Source organism: Paenibacillus sp. UNC499MF (assembly GCF_900107975.1).
Classification (GTDB): domain Bacteria; phylum Bacillota; class Bacilli; order Paenibacillales; family NBRC-103111; genus Paenibacillus_F.
The window spans coordinates 1-24,865 of the sequence record NZ_FNVF01000010.1 but is presented as its reverse complement, the minus strand read 5'-3'; the positions used below and the strand labels follow the sequence as shown (position 1 = coordinate 24,865).

Here is a 24,865-nt window from a genome sequence, read left to right as displayed (position 1 = left end):
GTCTGTCTTAGAACTGGACTTTGCTCTCGATGAACGCCTTCAGCTCGCTGATCGGCATCCGGGTTTGTTCCATCGTGTCGCGGTCGCGGACAGTAACTTGACCGTCCTGCTCGGACTCGAAGTCGTACGTGATGCAGAACGGCGTGCCGATCTCATCGTGACGGCGGTAACGCTTGCCGATGGAGCCGGTGTCGTCGTAATCGACCATGAAGCTCTTGGCCAGGTCGGAGAAGATCGCCTGCGCGCCTTCGGACAGCTTCTTCGAAAGCGGGAAAATAGCCGCTTTGAAAGGAGCAAGCGCCGGGTGAAGATGAAGCACGGTGCGGCTGTCGTCGCCTTCCAGCTTCTGCTCTTCGAAGGCGTCGATCAGGAAGGCCAGCGTGACGCGGTCGGCGCCGAGCGAAGGCTCGATGCAGTACGGCACGTACTTCTCGTTGCCCGCTTCCTGATCCACGTAGTTGAAATCTTCGCCGGAGTGTTCCATGTGCTGCTTCAGGTCGTAATCGGTGCGGTCGGCGATGCCCCAGAGCTCGCCCCAGCCGAACGGGAAGCGGTACTCGATATCCGTCGTGGCGTTGCTGTAGTGAGACAGCTCGTCATCGGAGTGGTCGCGCAGACGGATGCTGGCTTCTTTCACGCCGAGGTTCAAGAGCCAGTCGCGGCAGTAAGCGCGCCAGTATTCGAACCATTTCATGTCCTCGCCCGGTTTGCAGAAGAATTCAAGCTCCATCTGTTCAAATTCGCGCGTACGGAAAGTGAAGTTGCCCGGCGTGATTTCGTTCCGGAAGCTTTTGCCGATCTGGCCGATACCGAACGGAAGCTTTTTACGCATCGTGCGCTGTACGTTCTTAAAGTTAACGAAAATACCCTGTGCGGTTTCCGGACGCATGTAGACGACGTTGGAGCTGGACTCCGTTACGCCCTGGAACGTCTTAAACATCAGATTGAATTGGCGGATGTCCGTGAAGTCGCGGCTGCCGCAGTCCGGGCAGGCTATCTCGTGTTCGTCCATCAGCGCTTTCATCTGATCGAAGGACAGGCCGTCTACCACGAGCTCGATGCCTTTGGCATCCAGTGCGTTTTCGATGATTTTATCCGCGCGATGGCGGGCTTTACACTGCTTGCAGTCGATCATCGGATCGTTGAAATTGCCGACGTGGCCGGATGCCACCCATGCTTGCGGGTTCATCAGGATAGCCGCGTCCAGACCGACGTTGTACGGAGACTCCTGGACGAATTTTTTCCACCAGGCGCGCTTTACGTTGTTCTTCAGTTCTACGCCGAGGGGGCCGTAATCCCAAGTGTTGGCCAGGCCGCCGTAAATTTCGGAACCCGGGAAAATAAAACCTCTGTGCTTGGCCAGAGCTACGATCTGATCCATGTTGACGCTCATTTTTTTCGCTCCTTTGCGTATGTCGGGAATGGGTTAAAACAAGATGCAAGCCGAATCGCCTGATCGCTGCCGGGGTTATGGGAATTTCCGTCCGGGCAGACTCCACAGATCCGTAAGGAGCCTTCCGCCGCCCAATCGAAAAAGCCCCCAATCCCACAGGCATCCGATATGCCTAGGGACGAGAGCTTGAGCACCCGCGGTTCCACCCTAGTTGATGCTCCGCCCGGATATCCGCCGTTCCCCGTCTTTCCGTACCCGCCCGGCGCATGCTGCCCGGACAAAGGATCGGATTACGGCGAATGGCGCCTGGCTGGCGCATCCCCTTTCTTTCCGCACGCGGCTCCGGACTGCCGTTTCGCTGGTTCCTTGTCCGGGCTTTCACCATTCCCGGATCGCTGATTCGAAGGAAATTCAGGTACTATTGGTCCTTCACGGCCGCATCGTATGCAGTTGGGAATAGTTTACCTAAGTTGCGAGAAAAAATCAATGCGGCAGCCGCGCAGCCGGGACGCAAAATATTTTTCTGGAAAAGGAAGGAAATAAATATTGAGAGTCGAACTGTTTAGGTATTAAGAGAACTGCGGTGATAAAAATGACCCGGACGCATGCATCCGCAGATGCACATTTTATAGCCTGTAAGTTAAAGCCATTTAACTTTTACAGGGACATGGAGGAGGAGATAAACGAAAGAAAGACAGGCTGACGGTCGAGATGCGAACCACAGTCAAGGGGACGGCTGTGCCCGGACGGGTAGCCGGTTTGTCCCGGGAAGTTTCCTAATTATGAAGGGAGAGAATTAACGAATGAATGGACAAGCAAAAAGAGGATTAGCGTTTCTATTGGTCGTCCTGCTGCTGCTCGTATCCTTGCCGCTGAGCGCTTTGGGCGCATCGGAATGGGCACCCGGAACGGCTTACAAGAAAGGTGACGTCGTCAGTTACAGCGGATCGCTTTATGAATGCATACAGCCGCACACGGCTCTGCAGGGATGGGAACCGCCGAATGTACCGGCGCTTTGGAAAAAATCGACGGCCGCTCCGGACACTCAGGCGCCAACTGCGCCTACTGGATTGACAGCGGGTACCGTAACGGGGAATTCCGCCGCGCTCAGTTGGACGGCTTCTACCGATAACATTGGTGTAAGCGGTTACGAAGTCTATAACGGCACGACTCTCGCCGGAACTTCCACGACGACTGCTTATACGGTAACCGGCCTTCAGCCGAATACGTCCTACACGTTTACCGTGAAGGCGAAAGACGCTGCCGGCAATGTATCCGCGGCCAGTGCGGCGGTAACCGTCAAGACGGCTGCCCCGGACACGCAGGCACCGACTGCTCCGACTAATGTGAAAGCCGGAAATGTAACCGCTAACAGCGTAGCGCTCAGCTGGACGGCTTCTACCGATAACGTCGGCGTAGCCGGCTACGACGTATACAACGGCACCGCACTCGCGGGTTCGACGTCCACGACGAGCTACACGGTGACGGGTCTGCAGGCGAATACAGCGTACACGTTCACCGTGAAAGCCAAGGACGCGGCGGGCAACGTATCCCCTGCAAGCGCGGCAGTAACGGCAACGACGACGACCCAGCCGGCCGGAAGCAACGAGATTATCGCTTACTTCCCGAGCTGGACTTCGTACAATACGCCGTCTTTCACACCGGCGAATGTGGACGCAACGAAAATATCCGCAATCAACTACGCGTTCCTGGATATTTGCTGGAACGGCAGACACGGCAACCCTTCCAACGACCCTGAGAACCCGAATGCGCAAACTTGGCCTTGCCAGAACGGCAACGGAACCGCAAACAACGCACCGAACGGGTCCATCGTACTGGGCGATCCTTATGTCGATGACGTCGGCGAAGGCGGCGGCTACGAAAACCTGAAAAAACTGGCTCAGCTGAAAACGAAAAATCCGAAGCTGAAGCTGTTCTTCTCCGTGGGCGGATGGACTTGGTCCAACCAGTTCTCGAACACGGCCGCAGATGCGACAGCCCGCCAAAACTTCGCCACTTCGGCGGTTTCTCTGCTCCGCCAGTACAATTTTGACGGCATCGATATCGACTGGGAATATCCGAACGCTATCGGCGTACCGTGCGCTTCCGGTCAAACCTGCCAGCGCGCGGCGGATAAAGCGAACTATATCCTGCTGCTGCAAACTCTGCGCCAGCAGCTGGATACGGCCGGTCAGAAGGACGGCAAGCAGTACTATATCACGATCGCTTCCGGAGCTAACTCCACTTTCGTGGCGGATGCGGGCGGCACATCCAACTGGATCACCCAATTGGCAAACTATCTGGACTGGATCAACATCATGACGTACGATTTCCACGGTCCTTGGGATACTTCCAGCAATCACGTAGCACCGCTTTACAATGATCCGAGCGATCCGTCCGGAACTCCGCAGTTCAATGTGGATTCCGCGGTCAAAATTTATCTGAACAAAGGCGTGCCAGCCAGCAAAATCACGGTAGGCGAGCCGTTCTACGGTTACGGCTGGAACGGATGTAACGCGGGAGCCAAAGGCGACGGCCTGTATCAGAGCTGCACGGGCTCTGCCAACACGGGTTCGGACGGCTCCACTTTCAATTTCTCGTACCTGCAAAACAAAGGCTATCTGACGAAAGACGCAAGCGGTAAATACACGGTGGGCGGCCTGGGCTTCACGCGTTACTGGAACGATGTGACCAAGACACCTTACCTGTACAATCCGACTAGCAAAATCTTCATCACCTACGAGGACGAGGCTTCGATCCACGCGAAGAACGAATATGCGAAGTCCAAAGGACTGCGCGGCGTCATGTTCTGGGAGCTGGAAGCCGACAGCAACAAAACGCTGCAAACAGTTGTCTCCAACGATCTGCCTCACTAAGCACTTATCCTTTTTAAGATCTTGATAGGAAGAAAAAAAGGGCGCTGTCTCTCGACAGCGCTCTTTTTGTGCGGAATAGGCCGGTTGGAAGCTTTCGCATTTTGTATACGGCTATCCCATATGCTCCAAACAGGCGAGGCGCAGCGCAGCGCAGCGGTGAGGGGTCTCTTTAAAAAGTCTGCACTCCAGCCGTCTGCGGCAAATCGCCTGCGGACAAATTTGTCCGGAACGTTTATTTTTTAACCTTATGACAAAAAAAGGGCGCCGCGGGGGCTTTTGCGGGTTGCGGGCGAACATTCACAAAGGTACACTAGTTATGTTACCTGATTTGCACAATGAAAGGATATGAATCATGCGATCTTTACGCAGAGAAGATATAGAGCTTTTGGCTCCTGCCGGCGATTGGGATTGCCTGCGGGCGGCCGTAGCGAACGGCGCCAATGCGATTTTTTTCGGGGTTGAGAAATTCAACGCCCGCGCCCGCGCGCACAATTTCAAGATGGATGAACTGTCCGACATTATGTCGTTTCTACACTTATATGGCGTCAAAGGTTTTCTGACGTTCAACATTCTCGTGTTTGAGGACGAGCTCCGCGATGCGAAGGAGCTTATCGAAGCCTGCGTGGATGCGGGCGTGGACGCGGTAATCGTGCAGGATCTGGGCCTTGTCAAAATGATCCGCGACATCTCACCGGACTTCCCGATCCACGGATCGACGCAGATGACCATTACTTCGCCGGAGGCGGTGGAGTTTACAAAACCGTTCGAGATCGAACGAGTCGTGCTTGGGCGCGAAAATAACTTAAAGCAGATCAAAACGATCGGCGATCAGGCGAAGCTTCCGATGGAAGTTTTCGTGCATGGTGCGCTGTGCGTTTCTTATTCCGGACAGTGCCTGACCTCCGAAATGTGGGGAGGCCGCTCCGCCAACCGCGGTGAGTGCGCCCAGGCCTGCCGGCTGCCGTACGACCTGATCGTCGATGGAGAGCCCAAGCCGATGGGGGACGTGGCTTACCTGCTGTCGCCCAAAGATTTGGCCGCTATCGAGCTGGTTCCCCAGCTCATCGAAGCGGGTGTGACTTCGTTCAAGATCGAAGGACGCCTCAAGAGTCCGGAGTATGTGGCCAACGTCGTGAGCAAATATCGCCGCGCTATCGACGCGTATTTCGACGGCAAGGATGAGAAGCCGTCCAAGGAAGATATCCGCGAGCTCCAGCAGAGCTTCTCCCGCGGATTCACGAGCGGGTTCCTTGAAGGCACGAACAACAAGAAGCTCGTGGACGGCACCTTCCCGAAGAGCCGCGGCGTATTCCTCGGCCGCGTGAAGCAGGTTCTGCGCGATGCGGTCATCTGCGAGATTGAGGCGCCGCTCAAGCGCGGAGACGGGATCGTGTTCGATGCGGGCGACCCGACGAAGAAGGAAGAGGGCGGCCGCGTGTACGACTTGCGCCGCAAAGGCGTCAAGATGGAAGGCGAGGCCGAAGGCGGTCTGATTGAGATCGTCCCGGGGCGCAACGATGTCGATCTCGGACGCGTCCGCGTCGGAGACCGGATCTGGAAGACGAGCGATCCGGCGCTCGACAAGCGTCTGCGTCAAACGTACGAAACGGAGAAGCCGTACCGTACGTTCCCGGTTCACGTGCGCGTCACCGGGGCGGAAGGCCAGCCGCTGAAGACCTGGTGGAGCGATCCTTCCTCGAACCACAGTGTGTTCGTGGAAAGCGAGGCGCTGCTGGAAGCGGCTTTGAAGCGCCCTCTCGGCGAAGAAGTGCTGGCGGAGCAGCTGGGGCGTCTCGGCGGCACGATCTTCGAGCTGGCCGGACTGGATGTCCAGCTCAGCGGCGACGTGATCGTCCCGATGCGCGAGCTGAACGCCCTGCGCCGCCGCGCCGTGGAGCTGCTCGAAGCCGAGCGCCAGAAACCGCGCCGCTACATGAAGCGCGAAGTCGACGCTTACGCCGACGAGCAGCTGCTGCAGGTGCCGGTGAGCGCCGAAGAGCGCCGGGCAAGCGGCCGCGCGGATGCGGGCGCACAGCAGGTGCCTGCGGAAGCGGCACAGGCACAGCCGGCTGGCTCCGAGCACGCGGCTGACGCGGCGAACGGGGCTGCGGACGGTACCGGAGCCGTCCCTTCCGCCGCCGGTGGCGGGGCGCAGCCTTACGGCGTGCGCCTGACCGCGCTCTGCCGCGGCATCGAGCAGGTGCTTGCGGCCGTCGAAACCGACGTGGATATGATCTACGCCGATTTCGAGTTCATCAAGCAGTTTCCTGCGGCTGTAGAGGCCGCTCATGCCGCGGGCAAGAAGATCGCGCTGGCGACTCCGCGCATTCATATGCCGGGCGAGACCGGCTACTTCCGCAATATTTTGAAATTGCGGCCGGATGCGGTACTTATCCGGAATACCGGTGCGATGTATTTCTTTATGAAGTACCGCGCGGAAAACCCGGAGGAGTACCAGCCGGAACTGATCGGCGATTTCTCGCTGAATATCGCCAACCATAAGACGGCTTCGCTCTTCGTAGATGCCGGGTGCTCCATGGTCACTCCGTCGTACGATCTGAATATCCAGCAGATGGTGGATATGCTGTCGCGCACGGATACGTCGAAGATGGAGATGGTGATTCAGCAGCATATGCCGATGTTCCATACGGAGCACTGCGTGTACTGCACGTTTATGAGCGAAGGCACGGACTACACGAACTGCGGGCGTCCCTGCGAAGATCACCGCGCCTCCCTGCAGGACCGGATCGGTATGTCTCATCCGGTTCGTGTGGATGAAGGCTGCCGCAATACCGTCTACAATGCCATTGAGCAGTCCGGCGCCGAGTATTTGAACCACTTCCTTGAGCTGGGCGTACGCTCCTACCGCGTCGAATTCCTGGAGGAATCCCCCGAGAAGGTCAAGGAAGTGCTCGACCTGTACCGCCGGGCGATCCGCGGCAACATTACCGGCACGCAGGTGTGGAAGACGCTCAAAGCGACCAACCAGCTTGGCGTTACCCGCGGTCAGCTTGTCAAATGGGGCCGCGTGGATACGATGGAATAAGGCGGAGCTTTCCCGGGTGCAAGAGGAAGCGTACGGACCTTCCGCCTGCGCTGCGGAAGCTTGGCGGCAAAGTTTGGATGCTGCCTGTTCTGCGGATGTAACATACATGGGCTCCTTGTGCCGCATCCTGACGAACGTACTCATCGGTTCACTAGGATGCGGTCGAGGGCTCTTTTTATAGAAAAGGATAGGGACGGAATCGTGGATTTCGTACCAAGCTCGCCGACTCTGTACGGGACGGAACCAGAAAAAGACCTGCCGGAAACCGGCGGGTCTTTTTTTGATTATAGATGCGTTACTTGATACGAATGCGGTACGGTTCTCTTAGAGGATTCGGCCACTCTTGTAAAGTAGTGGTCAACACGCCGCCATTGTCTTTCTTCGGAATCATAAAAGATTCCAGGGATGCGCTGGATTCAGGATCTTCTCCAAAAGTCCTGCTTGAAGTACGGTTTGATACTTCGACAGTGTTTCCGTTCGCATCTTTCCAATCGCTCCAAGTCGTGTAGCTCATATTGTCCCAGGAGGACTCCAGCCCGCTTAATTTAAGGGACACGGCATAGCTGTCGCCCAGGTCGGTCAGCTTCAGAAGCTGAAGCCGGTTGTCCGGAGACAGGATCTGTTTGTTTGCCGCATCCAGCGTCACCGTCAACTGATCTTTGTCTAGAGCAGTCACCAGGCTGCCTTCCACGTATAGTTCCTTCGGTCGGGTAAAGTAGGAGCTTTCGAAGGTCATTATTTTTTTATTCTCGCTAACGTTTGAGGTGCTCCAGGACGTAAGGCGTTCCCCTTTTTCGGTGACCAAATGAATGTCGCGCAGCCCGAAAAGCTGCTTAGTGTTGCTTTCTTCATACGAAACGTCCAGCAGTACCCGGGTCGGATAAAGTTTGGCTTCGTTAAACGTGACCGTTTGACCTTGTATGACGACGCTTTTACCGATCGGAATCGTCTCTACCCGGTTCATAAACAGCTCCCGGTCGAGCTTGAGAGGTATCTGCATTACCGGACCATCATCGCCTTCCAGCCTGGCTTCGAAAATGAAGTCGTCCGGCATCGGAGCACCCTCTGCCAGCATCGCATCCAAATAGTCGCTGCCCGAGGATACAGGTTCGGCAGGAACGGGCGAATGCTGATAACTCGTTAAGGCCGGCAGCTGACTTCCGTCCGCAGGGCGCAGCTTAACCTCAGGGCCGTGTTTCGGAGCGGTGGGGGCATTGCCCCACGAATAAAAAACGACGATCCGCGATTCATCGGCGATTATGCCGTTAAGCGTGACAGTTTCCCCGTTTTGAGTGCGGGAGATGTTGATCGGTTGAAAAAATTCGTTATCGAACGCACGCGCCAGCCCTTTATCCTGTGTGCTCAATATCCGGACGAAAATCTCCATACCCGGGATCTGACGGATCGCGGAGGCGAAAGCGGGAGACACATGGATTAAGGCCGCAAATACAGTAATCAGGAGGAAAAAAGAAGCCGCAGCGGTTAAAGATGTCCGGTTCCGGCGCTGTAAGGCTTTCGCTCTCTGAACACCTTGCGCAATGGCAAGGTCCGCCTCGGCGGGTATTTCCCCGTCTGCCGCTCCGCGCAGTTCTTTTTGCAGCCAGTTATGCTCCTCCATAAGCTTTATCCTCCCTTCCGAGAATCGATTTTAACTGATCGAGCGCCTTTCGCGCCCTCGTTTTGACGGTGCTCTCCGGCATTTGCAGCAGAGCGGCGATCTGGGGGTAGGTCCAGTCCTCCATATATTTGAGGATAACGAGTTGTTTTTCGGAAGGCTGAAGGCTGTCCAGGGCCATATATAAATCCAGATTGTCGGGCTGCGGGCCGGATACTTCTGTCGGAGCCGCATAATCCGGTGGAACGGTACGTTTTTGGCGCTTTCGTTCATCGGCGCAATAATTCAGCAGAATACGCGTAATCCAAGTGGAAAACAACGCGTGATCGTGCAGCTTGCGAATACTGCGGAACGCCCGGAAAGCCGTTTCCTGCAGAGCATCCAGCGCGTCCGGTCGGCTGTGAAGGTAGGCGTAGGCAATGCGGTACAGCCTTGCTTTTTCCTCTTCCATAAGCCGGGTAAAAGCTTGATCGTCCCCGTTCCGTGCCGCCCGGACAAGCATTTCGGTGTCCAGAAAAAGGTCCCTCCTTCCAGGTTCTATTTTATTAGACGGTTCGGGAGGGAAAATCGTCGGAGTTCCAGTACATATTTTTTTCCAAACCCGGGATTTGGGCATATAAAAAAGCAGCCGGAAGCAATCCGCTCCAACTGCCTGGTGGTTGTTTTTAGTTTTCGACCGGGTTTTTATAACTTAATGCTCCGCGTGTCGGAGCGGACCGTGATCTTAAAATCCTTCGAAGATACGTTTGCTGCCGCGGCTGCTTCGATATCTTTTTCAAATGAGAGCTGCTCTATGTCCAGCGTGCGCGCCGCTTTAAAATGAATAAATTCTCGCCGGGTGACCGGCTCGTCCGGCCGGAAGCGTCCGCCGTCATCGGGCTTGACGGCACCGCTTTCGAGCAGCACGGGCATAGCCTTTTCGGCCGGATGGCCGGCTATATCCGTGACCGGGGTGCTTACGGAAGCCGTTTCTTTCGACCCGGAAGCAACCACTTCTACTTTAACCTTCTCCTTGCCGACTTCCGCAGGCGCCGGGCTTCCGTTTGGCACTGCACTAGGGGAATTGGCCGGGGAGACGGATGAGGCAGGCGTGGACGCCGATCCGGAGGGGACCCGTTTCCTCCGGAACTGCAGCCGGCTGCCAGGAGAGAGGCTGCACTAGCCGCCAGAAGTGTGATTTTTATCGGATTCATGAGAGATCCCTCCTTTTTACAGCGGGATATTTGCTTATTGCCGCTACCTGATGCTGATGTGAACTTGAGAGTCCATCTTTAGAAGAACGTATATTTTGCGGCCACAAGGGCCAATACGAGTAGGAGCCGCAGGTTATATCCTTTGCGTGTCTGTCGGTCGGCCCGGATGTATAAGGCAATAAGCAGGAAGAGACCCGGGGCATAGAGCACGGCTGCAATAATAACGCCTGTACGAAATGAAATATAATCATGGTCGCCGCCCAAATACGAGACGATCAACAATCCTATAAAAAAGATAATCGTATGGATAAACAGCCAGTTGGCTAACTTTTTTTCACTCACGTTCTCCAGAAGTTTCATGGCATCACGTCCCAATTTTCGCAAGAATGGTTATTTCCCCGGCTTTAACCCGTAGTTATTTTCTACCCCTTTCTCAACGACCTTCTCTGTGCTTTTTTCAACCAGTTTCTGTGTCTTCGATTTTATTCAGCTGCTGATCATTCTGTACCAGCCGATCGAACTGGTTTTGGGTAACCGATTTCCGCGCCGGTTCCAATGGTCGATCGAATTCTGATTCAACGTATTCGGATTGATTTCATTCTGCCACATCTGATCTAGCGAGCGGTTAGTCATTTGTTTGCGAGATACATTCGAGGCGTCAAAATCGGGCGCTTGCTGCCGTACTTCCCCCAAAGTGGTCCCGATATCCTGCTTGAGACGGACATGGTTTAACCGGGCTTTAAACAAAGGCTGCAGAATGAAAGCTTTGATAAAGCTCATCTGCGCGACTTCTCCGTAGTTCGATTCTTTCCGTTTGATCACGGCATCGACGGCTAAACTTTCTGCGGCGCCGACGAAATAGTTGGCCATCCGTTTGCCGAAGGCTTTACGGCCTGAGGCTGAGCAGATCGGCGACTTTATCGATAACCAGCGCCCCGACAAAGCTTTCTGCACCCATCTGAAGAATTTCCCCGGTGGTAGGCAATTTTCCTTCAAAGGCAAGCTTCGACGCAAAGCTGATGCCCAGATTCATAGAAAAGGTTACTTTGAAGCCTTTGCTCATCAGCTGCTGTCCCAGCGCTTTCACGCCATTTTTAAGCGTTTCGGTGAACGTCGCGCCTCTTAAAGAGGTAAGGCCCTGCCATACGCTGCGGAATGTGCCGCTGGTATAGGCCGCAATACGGGATTTTAGGAAGTAAGATTTAGGAAATGATTACTTTTGAGCTAGTTTTTAAATAAGGAAGATGGTGGAAAGGACTTACTTGGAAAAATATTTCGTTCACAATTCAGACACATTTTTTTAATCCAAAATTCAGTTTTGTTTAAGCTTGTTTTATTGTGCCCTGGATATATTGAGTACGGCTTCTACAAAAGAACGTTGTCTATCTGTACGAGAATATGTAACTGATGAACACCCTAATTTACAGTTGAAAAGGAGGGGGCAGGATTGCTGGAAGTGAACGGAGTCAGCAAGCTCTACGAAAACTCGCGGGGAGTGAAGGATATTCATTTCTCCATGCAGCGCGGGGAAATCGTGGGCTTTTTGGGGCCCAACGGAGCAGGCAAGACGACTACCATGAGGATGATTACGGGGTACTTGAATCCGACGGGCGGGAACATCCTGGTGGACGGCTTGTCCATGGCCGATCATCCCCGCAAGGCAAGGCGCAAGATCGGATATCTGCCCGAAACACCGCCGCTTTATCCGGAAATGACCGTGAGGTCGTACCTTAAATTTGTGGCCGACCTAAGAGATGTGCCTGTCCGGGCGCAAAAGGGCAGGGTTAACGAAATTATCGACAAGCTGGGGCTTAACGGACGCGAGAACCAGATCATCCGCAGCTTGTCCAAAGGATACAAGCAGCGTCTCGGACTCGCGCAGGCGATCGTCCATAAGCCCGACCTGCTAGTGCTGGACGAACCCACTTCGGGTCTGGACCCGAAGCAGATTATTGAAATCCGCAGCTTGATCCGCGAGCTGGGGGAGAATCATACGGTGCTGCTCAGCACGCACATTCTGCCCGAAGTGAATACCCTGTGCAACCGGGTGCTCATTATTAACCAGGGGCAGATCGTGCTCGACGAGAAGCCGGAGATGCTTGGCGCGACGATGGGCGACACATTCGAGGTGTCGCTGGAAGTGAAGGGACCGCGAGAGGAAGTCATCTCGCTGCTGGGCTCTACCGCAGGCATCGCCGCCGTGCGGGAGCTTGCGGATGCTTCCGGCGGCGTATATGCGGGGGGGCCCCATCTGCCGGGAATCCGGACAAGCGGGGAGTCCCAAGCCGGCTGGGCGGCTGACGCGGAAGCGCAGGGAGCGGCCCCCGGCAGTGCCGATGAGGGTGAAGCTGCACCGGCTGCGGCAGGTGAGACGGCCGAAGCGGGTACGCCGCAGCCGGCTGATGCGGCAGGCGCCGACGCCGGCGCCACGGCTCTGCCGCAGGCGGATACGAAGCTGCACGCTGATGCGGCAGACGTGCCGGAAGCACTGCCCGAAGCGCCGGGCTCTATCGGCTCCGTCGATGATCCGGCTGCGCCCGATGCCCCCGCGAAGCCTCAGCAGGCCGGCGCCACGCCGGTCTCCCGCCCGGGGGATGCTTCTCCCGCTGGCGGTGCGCCGGAAGCACCCGGCACGGTCAAGCTGCTCGTATCGTCAGCCGACAGTACGGACATCCGCGAGCCGCTTTTCTTCCGTCTCGCGGAGGCGGGCTATCCCATCTTGGAGATGAAACGGGAGAGCCTCAGTCTGGAAGATATCTTCCTCAAGCTGACGACCGACGAGAGCTTGTCCGCAGATCCCGATGGGGACCGGGAGAGCAGTCGGGGAGAGACGTCCAAGCTGGACCGGGTCAGCAGATGGCTGCCGCTGAAAGATAAGTCCGGAAGTAAGGTAGCAGGCCAATCGAAAGGGGGCGGCGAAGATGCGTAGAACGTGGGCGATCTGCTCGAAAGAACTGCAGCTGTTTTTCTACTCGCCGACCTCTTATGTCGCATTCGCTTTTTATGTGCTGGTCTCGGGCATCATGTTTTACTTGAATTTTGTCATGGTGCAGCCCAGCCTGATCGATATCCGCTATGTGGTCGGTAATATTACGTTCATTTACCTGTTCATCATCCCGCTGCTTACGATGCGTCTGGTGGCGGATGAATTCCGTCATGGAACGGATGAGCTGCTGCTAACCTCACCTGCCGGAATCGGCGAAATCGTGCTGGGCAAGTACATGGCTGCGCTTATCGTCCAGTTTCTGCTTACTTTGTGCAGTCTGGTCTACCCGCTGATCATGTCGGCCTTCGGCACATTGGACCAGCCGGTCCTGTGGCTGTCGTACCTCAGCATGTTCCTGCTGGGAGCCGCTATGATGGCAATCGGCCTGTTTGCCTCCACGTTATCCAACAATCAGATGGTGGCCGGTATTGCGGGTTTTGCTTTTCTTCTGTTTTTCTGGCTGATCGACTGGATGGCCGACGGATTCGGCGGCAAGTTCCGGGAATGGATTATCCAGTTCTCGATGAGCGGACGGATGGCCAATATGCAGAAGGGGATTCTTCACGGAGCGGATATCCTTTTCTTCGTGACGCTTGCGGCGGTTTTCCTTATTCTCGGCATGCAGACCCTTGAAAGAAAACGGTGGAGGTGACAGCGATGAAGAAATGGCTGCGCGGTACAAATACGGCGGTGATTTCAATCGCCGTCATCGGAATTTTTATTCTGCTGACCTTCTTTCTCCATTCGTTGAAAGATTTTCAGCTCGATTTGTCCAAAAATAAAATGTACACACTCTCGGATCAAACGCTGGGAACCCTGAAAGGCCTGGACAAGGATATCCATGTGACGGCATTTACGAATCCTCAGGAGGATCCGGACGGCGTGCTGACCCGTGAAGTGACGGACATGGTTCAGGAATATGGCAAGCGTACGGGCAAGATTACGTATAACCAGTACGACATGCTGAAAGAGCCCTCCAAAGTCCAGCAGTACGGCGTACAGCAGAGCAGTCTCGTTTTCGAAAGCGGCAGCCAGAAAAAAGTGATCACTTTCCAGGAGATGTTCACGGCCGGCCAGGGCTCCGGCTCTTATCAGTTTGCCGGGGAAGAGAAGATGACCCAGGCCGTCAAAAGCCTGACCAGCACCGAAAAGCATACGGTTTATTTCTTATCGGGACACCAGGAAATTACGCTCCAGGAAATGACCGTTCTGAAATCGAGCCTGGAAGGCGAGAATTACACGGTTAAAGATCTTAATTTGTACCGGGAAGGCAAAATTCCGGACGATGCCGACATGCTGTTCATGATCGGTCCCCAAACCGATTTGAACGACAAAGAAGCGGAACTGATCAAGCAGTACCTGAGCGGAAAAGGCAAGCTGTACGTCTCCCTCGGCTTCAGCCAGGAAATGGCGTCAAAATGGAAAAATATCGATACCTTGATGAATACATACGGCGTCAAGGATCAGCATGCGGTTGCCATCGAAGCGAAACAGAGCACCCTGTACGATCCGCTTACGATTATTCCGGAGTATGGGGATCACGATATCACGACCAAGCTGAAAAACTACAATCTTCTGACGATGATGTCGCTGGCCGTTGCCTTGGACGCTCAAGAAGAGGGGGATTTTAAAAGCACGCCGATCTTGAAGACGTCGGCTCAAGCCTACGGTGAAACGGATATCGCCGGGCTGATGAAATCTCAGACGAATCAGGACGACAAAGATGTGAAGGGCCCGCTCAACCTGGGTTATGCGGTAGAAGATAAAGACAGCAAGCCTAAGGCTGTCATACTAGGTGGTTCCACATTCCTGATGGACCAGGAGATCAACGTGCAGGGAAACCGGGATTTTGCGATGAACAGCATCGGATGGCTTCAGGAGAAGAAAGATCAGGTGACGATCCGGCCCAGACAGAATGAAGCGTATCAAACCGCCGCATTAACTCCGGGGCAGGCCAAAACTATCTTTTTCGTGGCGATCGTCTTTATGCCGCTGATCTTCCTGCTGCTCGGCGGGTTTATCTGGTGGAGGAGGAGAAAAGGGTGAAAAAATTCGCGCCCGCGCTGCTTTTGATTCTCGTGTTTCTGGGCGGTCTCTGGTATGCCTGGAGCCAGGATTTTTTCAAGGAAAAACAAATGGAGACATCCAAGCCTCTTGTCCATGTAAATGTAGCGGATGTCCAAAGCTTTTCTATCTTGAGCGGAGACGAGCAGACGGAATTGGTCCGCAAGGACGGCGATTGGTCGATGACCAAGCCCTCGGCCGCTCCGCTTAATCCTAATTTGACCGAAGGCTGGATCGATTCTTTCAACTTGCTGACACAGGAAAGGATCGTGGAAGATAAGGCGTCCGATCTGGCCAAATACGGGCTCGACAAGCCTTCATCCGTCTATAAGGTAAACCTTGCGGACGGTACTTCACAGGAAGTGAAAGCAGGATCGCCAACGCCGGTGCAAGGCTACGTCTATGTACAGCTGGGAAGTTCTCCTGCCGTCTATCAGGTCGGAGAATCCTCCCTGTCCGCCTTAAATAAGTCTCCGCTGGATTTCGTGGAAACAAGTCCGGTGAAATTCGATTACGATCAGGTTAAAAGCGTCACGTTCTCCTGGAAGGATCATAAATGGTCCCTGACGAAGAACGAGGCCGATAAATCCGCGGCCCAGTCCAAGTGGAAGCTGCCTGACCGTGAGATCGAGGGAGCGGAGGCGACTCAGGTTTTGGACAAAGTGCTTTTCATGCAAACGCAGGAATTGCCGAAACCGTCCGCCGATGCTTCGATCAAGCCGGGGGAGTGGAAGCTTGAGATCGTCCGCACCGTTGAAGGCAAAGAGCAGAAGGACACGTACAACGGCCGCTCCGACGGTAAATCCGTATGGATCGCCAAGCAGGGTGGGGATTGGGCTTATGCCATTCCGCAGGCCGCCATGGAAGAACTAGCGGTTTCCAACGTAAAAAAGGAATAACGTCTCATGACTTCCGGTAAGGGAGGGAAAGCAACTGAGGAATAAAAGCGCCTGGCGCTTTTATTCTTTTTTTATGCTCGGAAGCTGGGTTTGAGAAGCTGGGAGGTGAGGAGAGGGAGTACATAGGATGGGTAAAAATGGGCATGCTAATAAAAACAGTTCAGGGGGTAGAGGGAAATGTTAATCAGTCATGCCGGAGAGCATCGTGCCGTTTACAAAGAAGAACATTTGGAGAGGGTCACTCTTCCTGAGCTTCAGTCGTTGGGAGACCTGATCCGTTTTGAGCATACGCTGGCAAAACGCTGCGCCGAAGAAGCCGAAGCTTCCACAGATGCGGAACTTCAGGAGGTACTGGGGCAATTGGCTGTGCTCCGCCTCAGCTGTGCCCGGCAGCTTCTGGCTGCCCTCAGAAGCACGGAATTATGAGCCTTTGCCCTGCATTTATCGGCTCTAGGCCGTCGAGGGTTTCTACAAAAAGACGTATGGACTAAATGGAGGTGGCAACAGATGAAACAGGAAATTCAATGTGAACAAGCCGGGGAGAAACAATGGGAGGCAGCCGAACGGACGATGGAGGATTTTAAAAGGCTTGCGTCCAGATATGCTTCGGCCGCATGGGATGCCCGGCAGCCCGGCATTCGCGCTCTTTACCGCCAGCTTCTTCAGCAGACTCTGGACGATCAGGATAAGCTGTACAGGCTTTTGGCGGCCCGCGTGGACGAGAAGAAAGTCCGGAGCGCCAGCGGAGAAGACGTACAACAGGAGATTGCCAGCCATGATCGTGCGCTCTCCGAACTGGAAGCCGCTATCCGGAAAGATTTTGCCGGTATGGAAGCGAAAGAAGCTGACCCGGAAGCATCGGCAGGAGCGGCTTCGGCTTTGTATAGCGTCAAAGAGGAGACGGCAGTCTTAGAACCGATTGTATATGAAGAGAAAGAACTTGAAATATTCGGAGAACGTCCCGATTATTATTCTTCTCTTTCCGCGTCTCCCGTTTATGAATCTTCATACGGAGACGCCTATCATTCCGGGCCGTCCGATCCTGGAGAGGAAGACTCCGTTTCCGCGAAAACTGTTGAGATGGGAGCGGAAGATCCCGCTGCGCCGGAGCAGCCAGCGCCGGCCGTGCCCGCGCAGCCCGCTGCCGCCCCGGTGGAAAGCCACGCTCCCGTGCATGCAGTTCCTTCGCGCTTTGGAGGTGGCCCGGCTCCCGCTGCCGCCCCGGTGGAAAGCCACGCCCCCGTGCATGCAGCTCCTTCGCGCTTTGGAGGCGTCCCCGCTCCCGCTGCGCCAGAGCAGCCAGTGCCCGCCGTGCCCACGCAGCCCGCTGCCGCCCCGGCGGAAAGCCACGCCCCCGTGCATGCAACTCCCTCGCGCTTTGGAGGTGGCCCGGCTCCCGCTGCGCCGGAGCAGCCAGCGCCCGCCGTGCCCGCGCAGCCCGTTGCCGCCTCGGTGGAAAGCCACGCCCCCGTGCATGTAGCTCCTTCGCGCTTTGGAGGCGTCCCCGCTCCCGCTGCGCTGGAGCAGCCAGCGCCCGCCGTGCCCGCGCAGCCCGCTGCCGCCCCGGTGGAAAGCCACGCCCCCGTGCATGCAGCTCCCTCGCGCTTTGGAAGCGTCCCCGCTCCCGCTGTACCCGCGCAGCCGTATGCCGCTCCACGCTCCCCGTACGGCCGTCCCGCCACAAGCGGACCGGCGCCTTACGGCACGCCTGCCGCGGCAGCGCCGCCCGTGGCCTACGGGCAGCCCGCTGCCCCTTCCGGCGCCCCGGTCGGAGTGTCCTACGGCGGCTTCCGCAGTCCGGGCCCGGCCCCGGCTCGTGCGCCTTACCGTCCGCAGCCGGGTCAGGAGGCAGGCGCCTACTCTGCCGGCCATCCTCAGCGGTACGGCCAGCCTTACGCCGGCCGGCAGCCGCAGCAGCAGGGCAGCCCGACGCCACCCGCGGCACCGTCCGCCCAGCAGCCCTACCCCTCCCGGTACGGGGGAGAGGGCGGCGGCAGGCCGCCTGCTTACCGTCCGCAGGGTTAACGGCTCCTTCCCGTCATTCTAGTCAGACGGCGGCCAGCCGATAGCACCAATCCAAAAAACGCCTCGTCGAAGGCGTTTTTTTATTGCCGTAATTCCCGGGATTTGCGGATTCGCGGAAGAGACGTCGATGGCTGTTTGCGGATCCATTTCAGAAAAGCCTTCATCCGTTCTTCGCCTCGCAGCGCATCAAGCGTATACAGCCCGCGCTCAAGCTGTTCGTTCGTAAAGAGGGCGTGAATCTGCTTGTGGCAAGGAATGCAAAGCATAGCCGTCGGCAGAAAAGTTCCCCCTTTCTCTTTCGGAGTCAAGTGGTGCTCGGTCCGCTCCACTTCGTGACGTCCGCATAATTCACAGGTGCCCGGCTCCTTCTTTTTGACCATAGCCGCCTCTCCTCTCACGTCCTTTTCGCCGTTTACATTATGCCCTTCCCGAAGATGCTGGCATGTTTCCTCATTGCGCCACATATACAAGTTACAGGGATGTCCCTCCCGGCCACTTTAATTAATCGAAGGAGTGTCTAAATCATGCGTAAAATAAGTTTTAAACGATCTTTTGTGCTCATGCTTCTCCTTGTTTTCGCCTGCAGCGGGGCCTTGACGGCATGCGGTTTCCAGAACAAATCGGATCAGGCGGGCAGTAAAGCCGTTTCGGGCGCGGTCCCGACTATCGATGCAACCTTGACGCAGGAAGGCACGTCCGCCGTTATTTCCTACAAGGTAAATAATTTAACGATCGCCGGTGACAGTGTGGGCGCTGCGCCCAAAGAGGGAGAAGGGCACCTTCACATTTACGTGGACGGCGTGCAGAAAGCGATGCTGAAGACAGACGCACCGGTCCGGCTCGAAAACATTCCTCCGGGTAAACATACGATCAAGCTGTCCCTCCAGCAGAACGACCATGTTCCTTTAAATGTGGAGAAGGTTTTCGATGTAACGATTCAAAAATAATCGGTTTTTTTCGAGTCCTACATAACCGGGTATCCCCAAGCCGGCACCGGACGAACCTCGCGTTCGGACCGGTTTCTTTTTTATTTTCGGGGCCGAAAACTCCAAGCTTCCTTTCACTCCCACCTCTCCAAACGGAAGTTTTCCTTTCGGGAACGTACATTCCTGTTTTATAATAAAAAGAGGTCTGTCTCCTTATTTGACACACCCGGACGCGTAGCATAGACTGAGGGTATTGAAGTGCAGACGGGCGGCTTTTTCGCCTATGCTTGAGCGGAGGGAAGAAACGTTTTGATCGTAGACAGCTCAACCTGGAAACATGTGTTTAAGCTCGATCCCGACCGGGAAATATCCGACGAGGCTCTTGAGCGTATTTGCTTGTCCGGCACCGATGCCATTCTTGTCGGCGGCTCGTCCGGTGTAACGTTTGACAATACAGTGGATCTGCTTGCGCGGATACGCGGATTTGAAGTGCCCTGCATATTGGAAGTGTCCGATGCGGAAGCGATTGTGCCGGGCTTTGATCTGTTTTTTATTCCCATGGTGCTTAATGCGGGAGATCCCCAGTGGATTCTCGGCCGTCATCACGAGGCGCTTAAAGAATACGGGGCTATCATGGACTGGAACGAGATTCTGGTTGAAGGGTATGTCATCCTGAACGGGGAATCTACCGCCGCGAAGGTGACCGCAGCCCGTACCGACTTGACCGAACGTGACGTTGTCGCTTATGCCCGCATGGCGGAGCATCTGCTGCGGTTGCCTATTTTTTATGTGGAATACAGCGGGACGTTCGGCGACATGGATCTCGTCAGAAGGACAAAACGAGTTCTGGAAGGAACCCGGCTATTCTACGGCGGCGGCATCGACGGTCCCGAGAAAGCGAAGCTGGCGGCCGAAGCCGCCGATACGATTGTGGTCGGCAACCTTGTATATGAAGATTTGGACCGTGCGCTGGAAACGGTGCGGGCGTTGATATAAACAAGCGGGGACCGGCATCGGCCGGTCAGCCGTGGAAGGAAGGTAATCTCATGATTGATATACAGCAAGCCGTTCAGAAGCTCAACCCTCAGCAGCGTAAAGCCGTGGAAGCGACCGAAGGGCCTCTTCTCATTATGGCGGGAGCGGGCAGCGGCAAGACCCGGGTTCTGACCCACAGAATCGCTTATTTGATCGGAGCGAAGCGGGTAGCCCCTTGGAGCATTTTGGCCATCACGTTTACAAACAAGGCCGCACGTGAAATGCGTGAACGGGTCGAACACCTTGTGGGCCCGTCCGCCAATGACATCTGGGTTTCCACGTTCCACTCCATGTGTGTGCGGATTCTGCGCCGCGATATCGACCGGATCGGGTTTACCTCGAATTTTTCCATCCTGGATTCCGGCGACCAATTATCTGTTATCAAAACTTGCATGAAAGAACTCAACATCGATACCAAGAAATTCGAGCCCAAAGCCGTTCAGGCCGCGATCAGCACAGCCAAGAACGAATTGGTGACCCCTCAGCGTCTTGAGCAGAAAATCGGAGATTATTTTGACGGTCTGGTAGCCAAAGTGTATGCCCTGTACCAGAAAAAACTCAAAAGCAATAACTCCCTGGATTTCGACGATCTTATCATGGCGACGATCCAGCTTTTTACCGATGTGCCCGAAGTTCTGGACTTTTATCAAAATAAATTCCGTTTTATCCACGTGGATGAGTACCAGGATACGAACCGCGCCCAGTACATGCTGTGCCAGATGCTGGCGGACAAGTCCAAAAATCTGTGTGTCGTAGGGGACTCCGACCAATCCATTTACCGCTGGCGGGGAGCGGATATCACGAATATCCTCAATTTCGAGGAAGACTATCCGAACGCCACGACCATTTTACTGGAACAGAATTACCGCTCCACTTCGACTATTCTGCAGGCAGCCAATAAGGTGATCGGCAACAACACGGGCCGCAAAGCCAAGAATCTGTGGACCGACAAAGGCGAAGGCAGCAAAATCCGGGTATACCAGGCGGATTCCGAGCATGACGAGGGTTATTTTATCGCCGGTGAAATCAATAAAAACGTCGGTTCCGCGCAAAAATACGGAGACCACGCCATTTTGTACCGGACTAACGCCCAGTCCCGGGTAATCGAGGAAATTCTAATTAAATCCGATATTCCTTATCAGATCGTGGGAGGCGTCAAGTTCTACGACCGTAAAGAGATCAAGGATATCCTGGCTTACTTAAGACTTATCTCGAATCCAGATGATGATATCAGTCTGACGAGGGTCGTGAATGTTCCTAAACGGGGAATTGGGGATACTACTCTGGATAAGGTGGCCGATTTCGCGGCCAGACGGGGCATCTCCATGTTCGCTATGCTCGATGAAGTGGAATCGCTGGAGATTACGGCGAGAACGCGCAACGCGCTGGCGGACTTCCGTGACATGATCCATAACCTTCACCGGATGGTGGAATACTTGTCGGTCACGGAATTGACGGAAAAAGTACTGGAAATGAGCCAGTACCGGATGGAGCTTCAACGTGAGAATACGCTGGAATCCAAATCGCGGCTGGAGAACATCGACGAGTTCTTGTCGGTTACCAGCGAGTTTGAGACCCGCAATGAAGACAAGTCTCTTGTCGCCTTCTTGACGGATCTGGCGCTTATTGCGGATATAGACACGATGGACAAGGAGGAGGGGCCTCAGGATTCTGTCGTCTTGATGACTATGCACAGCGCCAAAGGCCTGGAGTTCCCCGTCGTCTTCATTATCGGAATGGAGGAAGGTGTCTTCCCTCACAGCCGTGCCGCCACGGACAATGAGGAGCTGGAAGAAGAGCGGCGCCTGGCTTACGTGGGAATCACGCGTGCCGAAGAAAATCTCTTCCTCTCCTGCGCCCGGATGAGGATGCTCTTCGGCCGGACAAGCACGAACCCGCCTTCCCGGTTCTTGAAAGAGATCCCTCAGGAACTTATGGAGATTGTCTCTTCCGGCGGAGGGGGCAGCACATTCTCCGGCTGGTCCCGCAGCGGCGGTACGAGCTTCGGCGGACGCACATCTTCCGGCTTCGGAAGCTCCGGTTCCACAAGCTTCGGACAATCGGCAGCGGGAGGCTCTTCCTGGGGAAGCCAGGCTTCCTCATTCGGCAAGACTTCTCCGGGAGCCTCCACCGTTCGCAGTGCGCCGCGTACGGCCCCTGCGGCAGGGGGAAGCCAGCCTGGAGACTTCAAGATGGGCGATAAGGTATCCCACGGCAAATGGGGTACAGGCGTTATCGTGGCGGTCAAAGGTAAAGGGGACGATACCGAGCTCCAGATCGCTTTTCCGGCGCCTGTAGGCGTCAAACGTCTGCTGGCCAAGTTTGCGCCGATTACGAAGCAATAAATAATATTCAAGGAATAGATGAGACGAGAGGAAGAAGACTGATGGCCGACTTCACTGCGGAGATGAAGACACTCATCGAAGCTATCGAGCAGCACAATTACAACTATTACACGCTGGACCGCCCGGTAGTTACAGATGCCGAATACGACAAGCTGTATGACCGTCTGGTGGAATTGGAGAGGGAATCCGGAGTGACGCTTCCGAACTCTCCCACCAGACGTGTCGGCGGCGAGCTTCTGAAAGGGTTCGAACCCCACCGTCATCTCTCCCGGCTGTGGAGTCTGGATAAGACGCGCGACAAAGACGGTCTTAACGCATGGCTAACGCGCGTATTGAAACTCGTCGGCGAATACAATAAACAGAACCCGGACAATCCCCTGCCGCATCCGACTTTCGTCGTCGAACTTAAATTTGACGGACTTACGCTCAATTTGACGTATGACAAGGGGGCGCTTGTCCAGGCTTCGACCCGCGGCAACGGAACGGTAGGAGAAGGAATTCTGGAACAGGTGAAAACCATCCGTTCCGTCCCTCTGGAGATTCCTTATAAAGACGGGATCATTGAAGTGCAGGGTGAAGGCCTGATGTTTCTGTCCGTTTTGGACCAGTACAATCAGACGGCGGCCGAACCGTTCAAAAACGCGCGGAATGCGGCCGCGGGAGCACTCCGCAATCTTAATCCGCAAGTAACGGCCAAACGCAAACTGAGCGCTTTCTTCTATAATGTGGGCTATTCCGATAACCTCCGATTCACCGACCATCGGGAAATGGTGGAGTTTCTTAGGGAGAACCGGTTTAAAGTTAACCCGGACATCAAGTTTTTCGATTCTATCGACGATGTTATGGATGAACTGGAGCGTATCGGAAGCAATCGCCTGAGCTACGATTTCCTCATCGACGGAGCGGTAGTCAAAGTGGCGGATATGCGTACGCGGGAAGTGCTCGGGTATACCGAGAAATTTCCGCGCTGGGCTATCGCGTTCAAGTTCGAGGCTGAAGAGGTTACGACCGTTCTGGAATCCGTATCATGGGAAGTGGGACGCACGGGTAAAATAACGCCGGTGGCACGCGTGGAACCGGTCGATTTGGCTGGCGTAACCGTACAAAACTGTACGCTGAACAATATCGGCGATATCGAACGCAAAAACTTGAAGCATGCTCTGGGAAGTCTTGTTTATATCCGGCGTTCGAACGACGTGATTCCGGAAATACTCGGTAAAGCCACGGAAGAGACCGACGGGGAAGAAATCGTTTACCCGGATCATTGCCCTGCCTGCGGAACTGCGCTTGAACAGCGGGGAGCCCACTTGTTCTGTCCGAACCGTCTGGGCTGCAGGCCTCAGATGATCGGCAGAATTACTCATTTCGCTTCCCGTGACGCGATGGATATCGATACGTTCAGCGTCATGACGGCGGAACAGCTCTATCAGGAGGTGGGCGTACGCGATCCTGCGGACCTGTACAGGCTCACTTATGACGACTTGATCAAACTGGAACGCTTCGGTGAGAAAAAAGCCAACAAGCTGCTTGCCGCGTTCGAGAAGAGCAAGGAGTGCGACCTCTCGTCCTTCCTGTTTGCTTTAGGCATTCCGAATACGGGCAAAACCACGACCAAAGTGCTGGCTGAGCATCTCGGCAGCCTGGATAAAGTCATGGAGGCGTCGATCGAAGAGCTGATCGCGCTGCCGGATGTCGGCGGTATCGTGGCCGACAGCATCTACAGCTTCTTCCGCGATCCGCTCATGCAGGACAGTATATCCCGCATGCTTGCGGCTGGTGTCCACCCTCGCGCGGAAGAAAAGCCCGCCGCCGCAGCGGACGAGAGCCATCCCCTCTTCGGCAAAACCATCGTGCTGACCGGTACGCTCAGCGTGATGAGCCGGGACGAAGCGGCGGATAAGCTCGAGGCCCTCGGCGCCAAAGTAACCGGCAGCGTCTCGAAGAAGACGGACATCGTGATTGCCGGGGAGAGTGCCGGCAGCAAGCTTGCCAAGGCACAGTCACTTGGCATCCGCGTTATAGATAACGAGCAGGAACTTCTGGAGCTGCTCGGAGAACAATAAGCCCCGCTGGGATACAAGAGACAAGGCTCGTTCGTTCGGGCCTTGTCTTTACTCTTATATATAGAAGAAGTCCACCGTTAAAACTCCGGCACGGCTTGGTTCGTTCTGCGGTTTCTCCTACAGCCGCAATGAATGGATCTGCTGCAATAGATGCCAAGTATCGGCAGGCTACAGTGAACAAAGTCAGCAATCACTTTTAGGCACTTAAAGGAGAGGAAGTATTTGAATTCCGGGCTTGTACCCAATTTTCAACGTCATTAAACACCTGGAAGAAAATTCTTTTAAATTAGGGGTTGCAAATAGTCAAAAAGCCTGATAATATTAGTTCTTGTCACCGCAAGTGACGCAAACATTAAGTAAGCTCCTTGAAAACTGAACAGAACTAATTTACAACCAGCA

General features: G+C 55.1%; 19 protein-coding genes and 1 pseudogene. 12 read left to right on the top strand and 8 right to left on the bottom strand.

Annotation, left to right across the window (positions count from 1 at the left end):
• Positions 1-7 precede the first annotated feature (7 nt).
• The gene (locus C4S74_RS18855) at positions 8-1,393 is read right to left on the bottom strand and encodes a glycine--tRNA ligase (RefSeq protein ID WP_103996838.1); all 1,386 of its coding nucleotides are present in this window, start codon (positions 1,391-1,393) and stop codon (positions 8-10) included.
• 803 nt (positions 1,394-2,196) lie between these two features.
• On the opposite strand from C4S74_RS18855, the gene C4S74_RS18845 reads away from it, so the two are divergent.
• On the top strand, positions 2,197-4,269 hold the full coding sequence (locus tag C4S74_RS18845; RefSeq protein WP_103996836.1) for a glycosyl hydrolase family 18 protein: 2,073 nt from the start codon (positions 2,197-2,199) through the stop codon (positions 4,267-4,269).
• Between the two features lie 352 nt (positions 4,270-4,621).
• Entirely contained in the window at positions 4,622-7,315 is a 2,694-nt protein-coding gene (locus C4S74_RS18840; protein WP_103996835.1) for a U32 family peptidase, read from the top strand.
• A 295-nt stretch (positions 7,316-7,610) separates the two neighbouring features.
• On the opposite strand, the gene C4S74_RS18835 is transcribed toward C4S74_RS18840, so the two are convergent.
• From C4S74_RS18835 to C4S74_RS26665, 6 genes are all read right to left on the bottom strand, one after another.
• Positions 7,611-8,933: a DUF4179 domain-containing protein gene (locus C4S74_RS18835; protein WP_103996834.1), complete on the bottom strand. Its 1,323-nt coding sequence runs from the start codon at positions 8,931-8,933 to the stop codon at positions 7,611-7,613.
• The gene (locus C4S74_RS18830) at positions 8,920-9,432 is read right to left on the bottom strand and encodes a sigma-70 family RNA polymerase sigma factor (protein WP_258042544.1); all 513 of its coding nucleotides are present in this window, start codon (positions 9,430-9,432) and stop codon (positions 8,920-8,922) included. Before C4S74_RS18830 ends, C4S74_RS18835 begins: the two co-directional genes overlap by 14 nt.
• A 182-nt stretch (positions 9,433-9,614) precedes the next feature.
• The gene (locus tag C4S74_RS18825; RefSeq protein ID WP_103996833.1) at positions 9,615-9,923 is read right to left on the bottom strand and encodes an S-layer homology domain-containing protein; all 309 of its coding nucleotides are present in this window, start codon (positions 9,921-9,923) and stop codon (positions 9,615-9,617) included.
• Between the two features lie 278 nt (positions 9,924-10,201).
• Positions 10,202-10,483: a hypothetical protein gene (locus C4S74_RS18820; protein ID WP_103996832.1), complete on the bottom strand. Its 282-nt coding sequence runs from the start codon at positions 10,481-10,483 to the stop codon at positions 10,202-10,204.
• A gap of 126 nt (positions 10,484-10,609) precedes the next feature.
• Positions 10,610-10,903, bottom strand: coding sequence for a hypothetical protein (locus tag C4S74_RS18815; RefSeq protein ID WP_146065513.1), 294 nt, complete (start codon positions 10,901-10,903; stop codon positions 10,610-10,612).
• A gap of 106 nt (positions 10,904-11,009) precedes the next feature.
• Positions 11,010-11,186, bottom strand: a complete 177-nt coding sequence (locus C4S74_RS26665; protein ID WP_219819067.1) for a hypothetical protein — start codon at positions 11,184-11,186, stop codon at positions 11,010-11,012.
• A gap of 384 nt (positions 11,187-11,570) precedes the next feature.
• Here C4S74_RS26665 and C4S74_RS27270 point away from each other — a divergent pair.
• The 6 genes and pseudogenes from C4S74_RS27270 to C4S74_RS18780 form a co-directional block, all read left to right on the top strand.
• Positions 11,571-12,300 (top strand): annotated as a pseudogene (locus C4S74_RS27270) (ABC transporter ATP-binding protein); the annotation flags it as partial.
• Positions 12,301-13,044: 744 nt separating this feature from the next.
• On the top strand, positions 13,045-13,761 hold the full coding sequence (locus tag C4S74_RS18800; protein WP_103996828.1) for an ABC transporter permease subunit: 717 nt from the start codon (positions 13,045-13,047) through the stop codon (positions 13,759-13,761).
• A 5-nt stretch (positions 13,762-13,766) separates the two neighbouring features.
• Positions 13,767-15,155, top strand: coding sequence for a GldG family protein (locus tag C4S74_RS18795; RefSeq protein WP_103996827.1), 1,389 nt, complete (start codon positions 13,767-13,769; stop codon positions 15,153-15,155).
• Complete coding sequence (locus tag C4S74_RS18790) at positions 15,152-16,072, top strand: DUF4340 domain-containing protein (protein WP_103996826.1); 921 nt, start codon at positions 15,152-15,154, stop codon at positions 16,070-16,072. The genes C4S74_RS18795 and C4S74_RS18790 overlap by 4 nt, the downstream gene beginning before the upstream one ends.
• A 177-nt stretch (positions 16,073-16,249) precedes the next feature.
• Positions 16,250-16,498 (top strand): hypothetical protein, encoded by a 249-nt coding sequence (locus tag C4S74_RS18785; RefSeq protein WP_103996825.1) that lies wholly within the window; start codon positions 16,250-16,252, stop codon positions 16,496-16,498.
• Between the two features lie 81 nt (positions 16,499-16,579).
• A complete protein-coding gene (locus tag C4S74_RS18780; RefSeq protein ID WP_181024476.1) occupies positions 16,580-18,097 on the top strand; it encodes a spore coat protein in 1,518 nt (505 codons plus the stop codon).
• 80 nt (positions 18,098-18,177) lie between these two features.
• On the opposite strand, the gene C4S74_RS18775 is transcribed toward C4S74_RS18780, so the two are convergent.
• Entirely contained in the window at positions 18,178-18,477 is a 300-nt protein-coding gene (locus C4S74_RS18775) for a hypothetical protein (protein WP_103996824.1), read from the bottom strand.
• A 144-nt stretch (positions 18,478-18,621) separates the two neighbouring features.
• On the opposite strand from C4S74_RS18775, the gene C4S74_RS18770 reads away from it, so the two are divergent.
• The 4 genes from C4S74_RS18770 to ligA all read left to right on the top strand — a co-directional run bounded on the left by C4S74_RS18770 (position 18,622) and on the right by ligA (position 24,466).
• Positions 18,622-19,044, top strand: a complete 423-nt coding sequence (locus C4S74_RS18770) for a DUF6130 family protein (protein ID WP_103996823.1) — start codon at positions 18,622-18,624, stop codon at positions 19,042-19,044.
• Positions 19,045-19,332: 288 nt separating this feature from the next.
• The gene (locus tag C4S74_RS18765) at positions 19,333-20,019 is read left to right on the top strand and encodes a heptaprenylglyceryl phosphate synthase (RefSeq protein ID WP_103996822.1); all 687 of its coding nucleotides are present in this window, start codon (positions 19,333-19,335) and stop codon (positions 20,017-20,019) included.
• 50 nt (positions 20,020-20,069) lie between these two features.
• Complete coding sequence (gene pcrA / locus C4S74_RS18760) at positions 20,070-22,403, top strand: DNA helicase PcrA (protein WP_103996821.1); 2,334 nt, start codon at positions 20,070-20,072, stop codon at positions 22,401-22,403.
• A gap of 41 nt (positions 22,404-22,444) precedes the next feature.
• Positions 22,445-24,466, top strand: coding sequence for an NAD-dependent DNA ligase LigA (gene ligA / locus C4S74_RS18755; RefSeq protein ID WP_103996820.1), 2,022 nt, complete (start codon positions 22,445-22,447; stop codon positions 24,464-24,466).
• Positions 24,467-24,865: the final 399 nt, after the last annotated feature.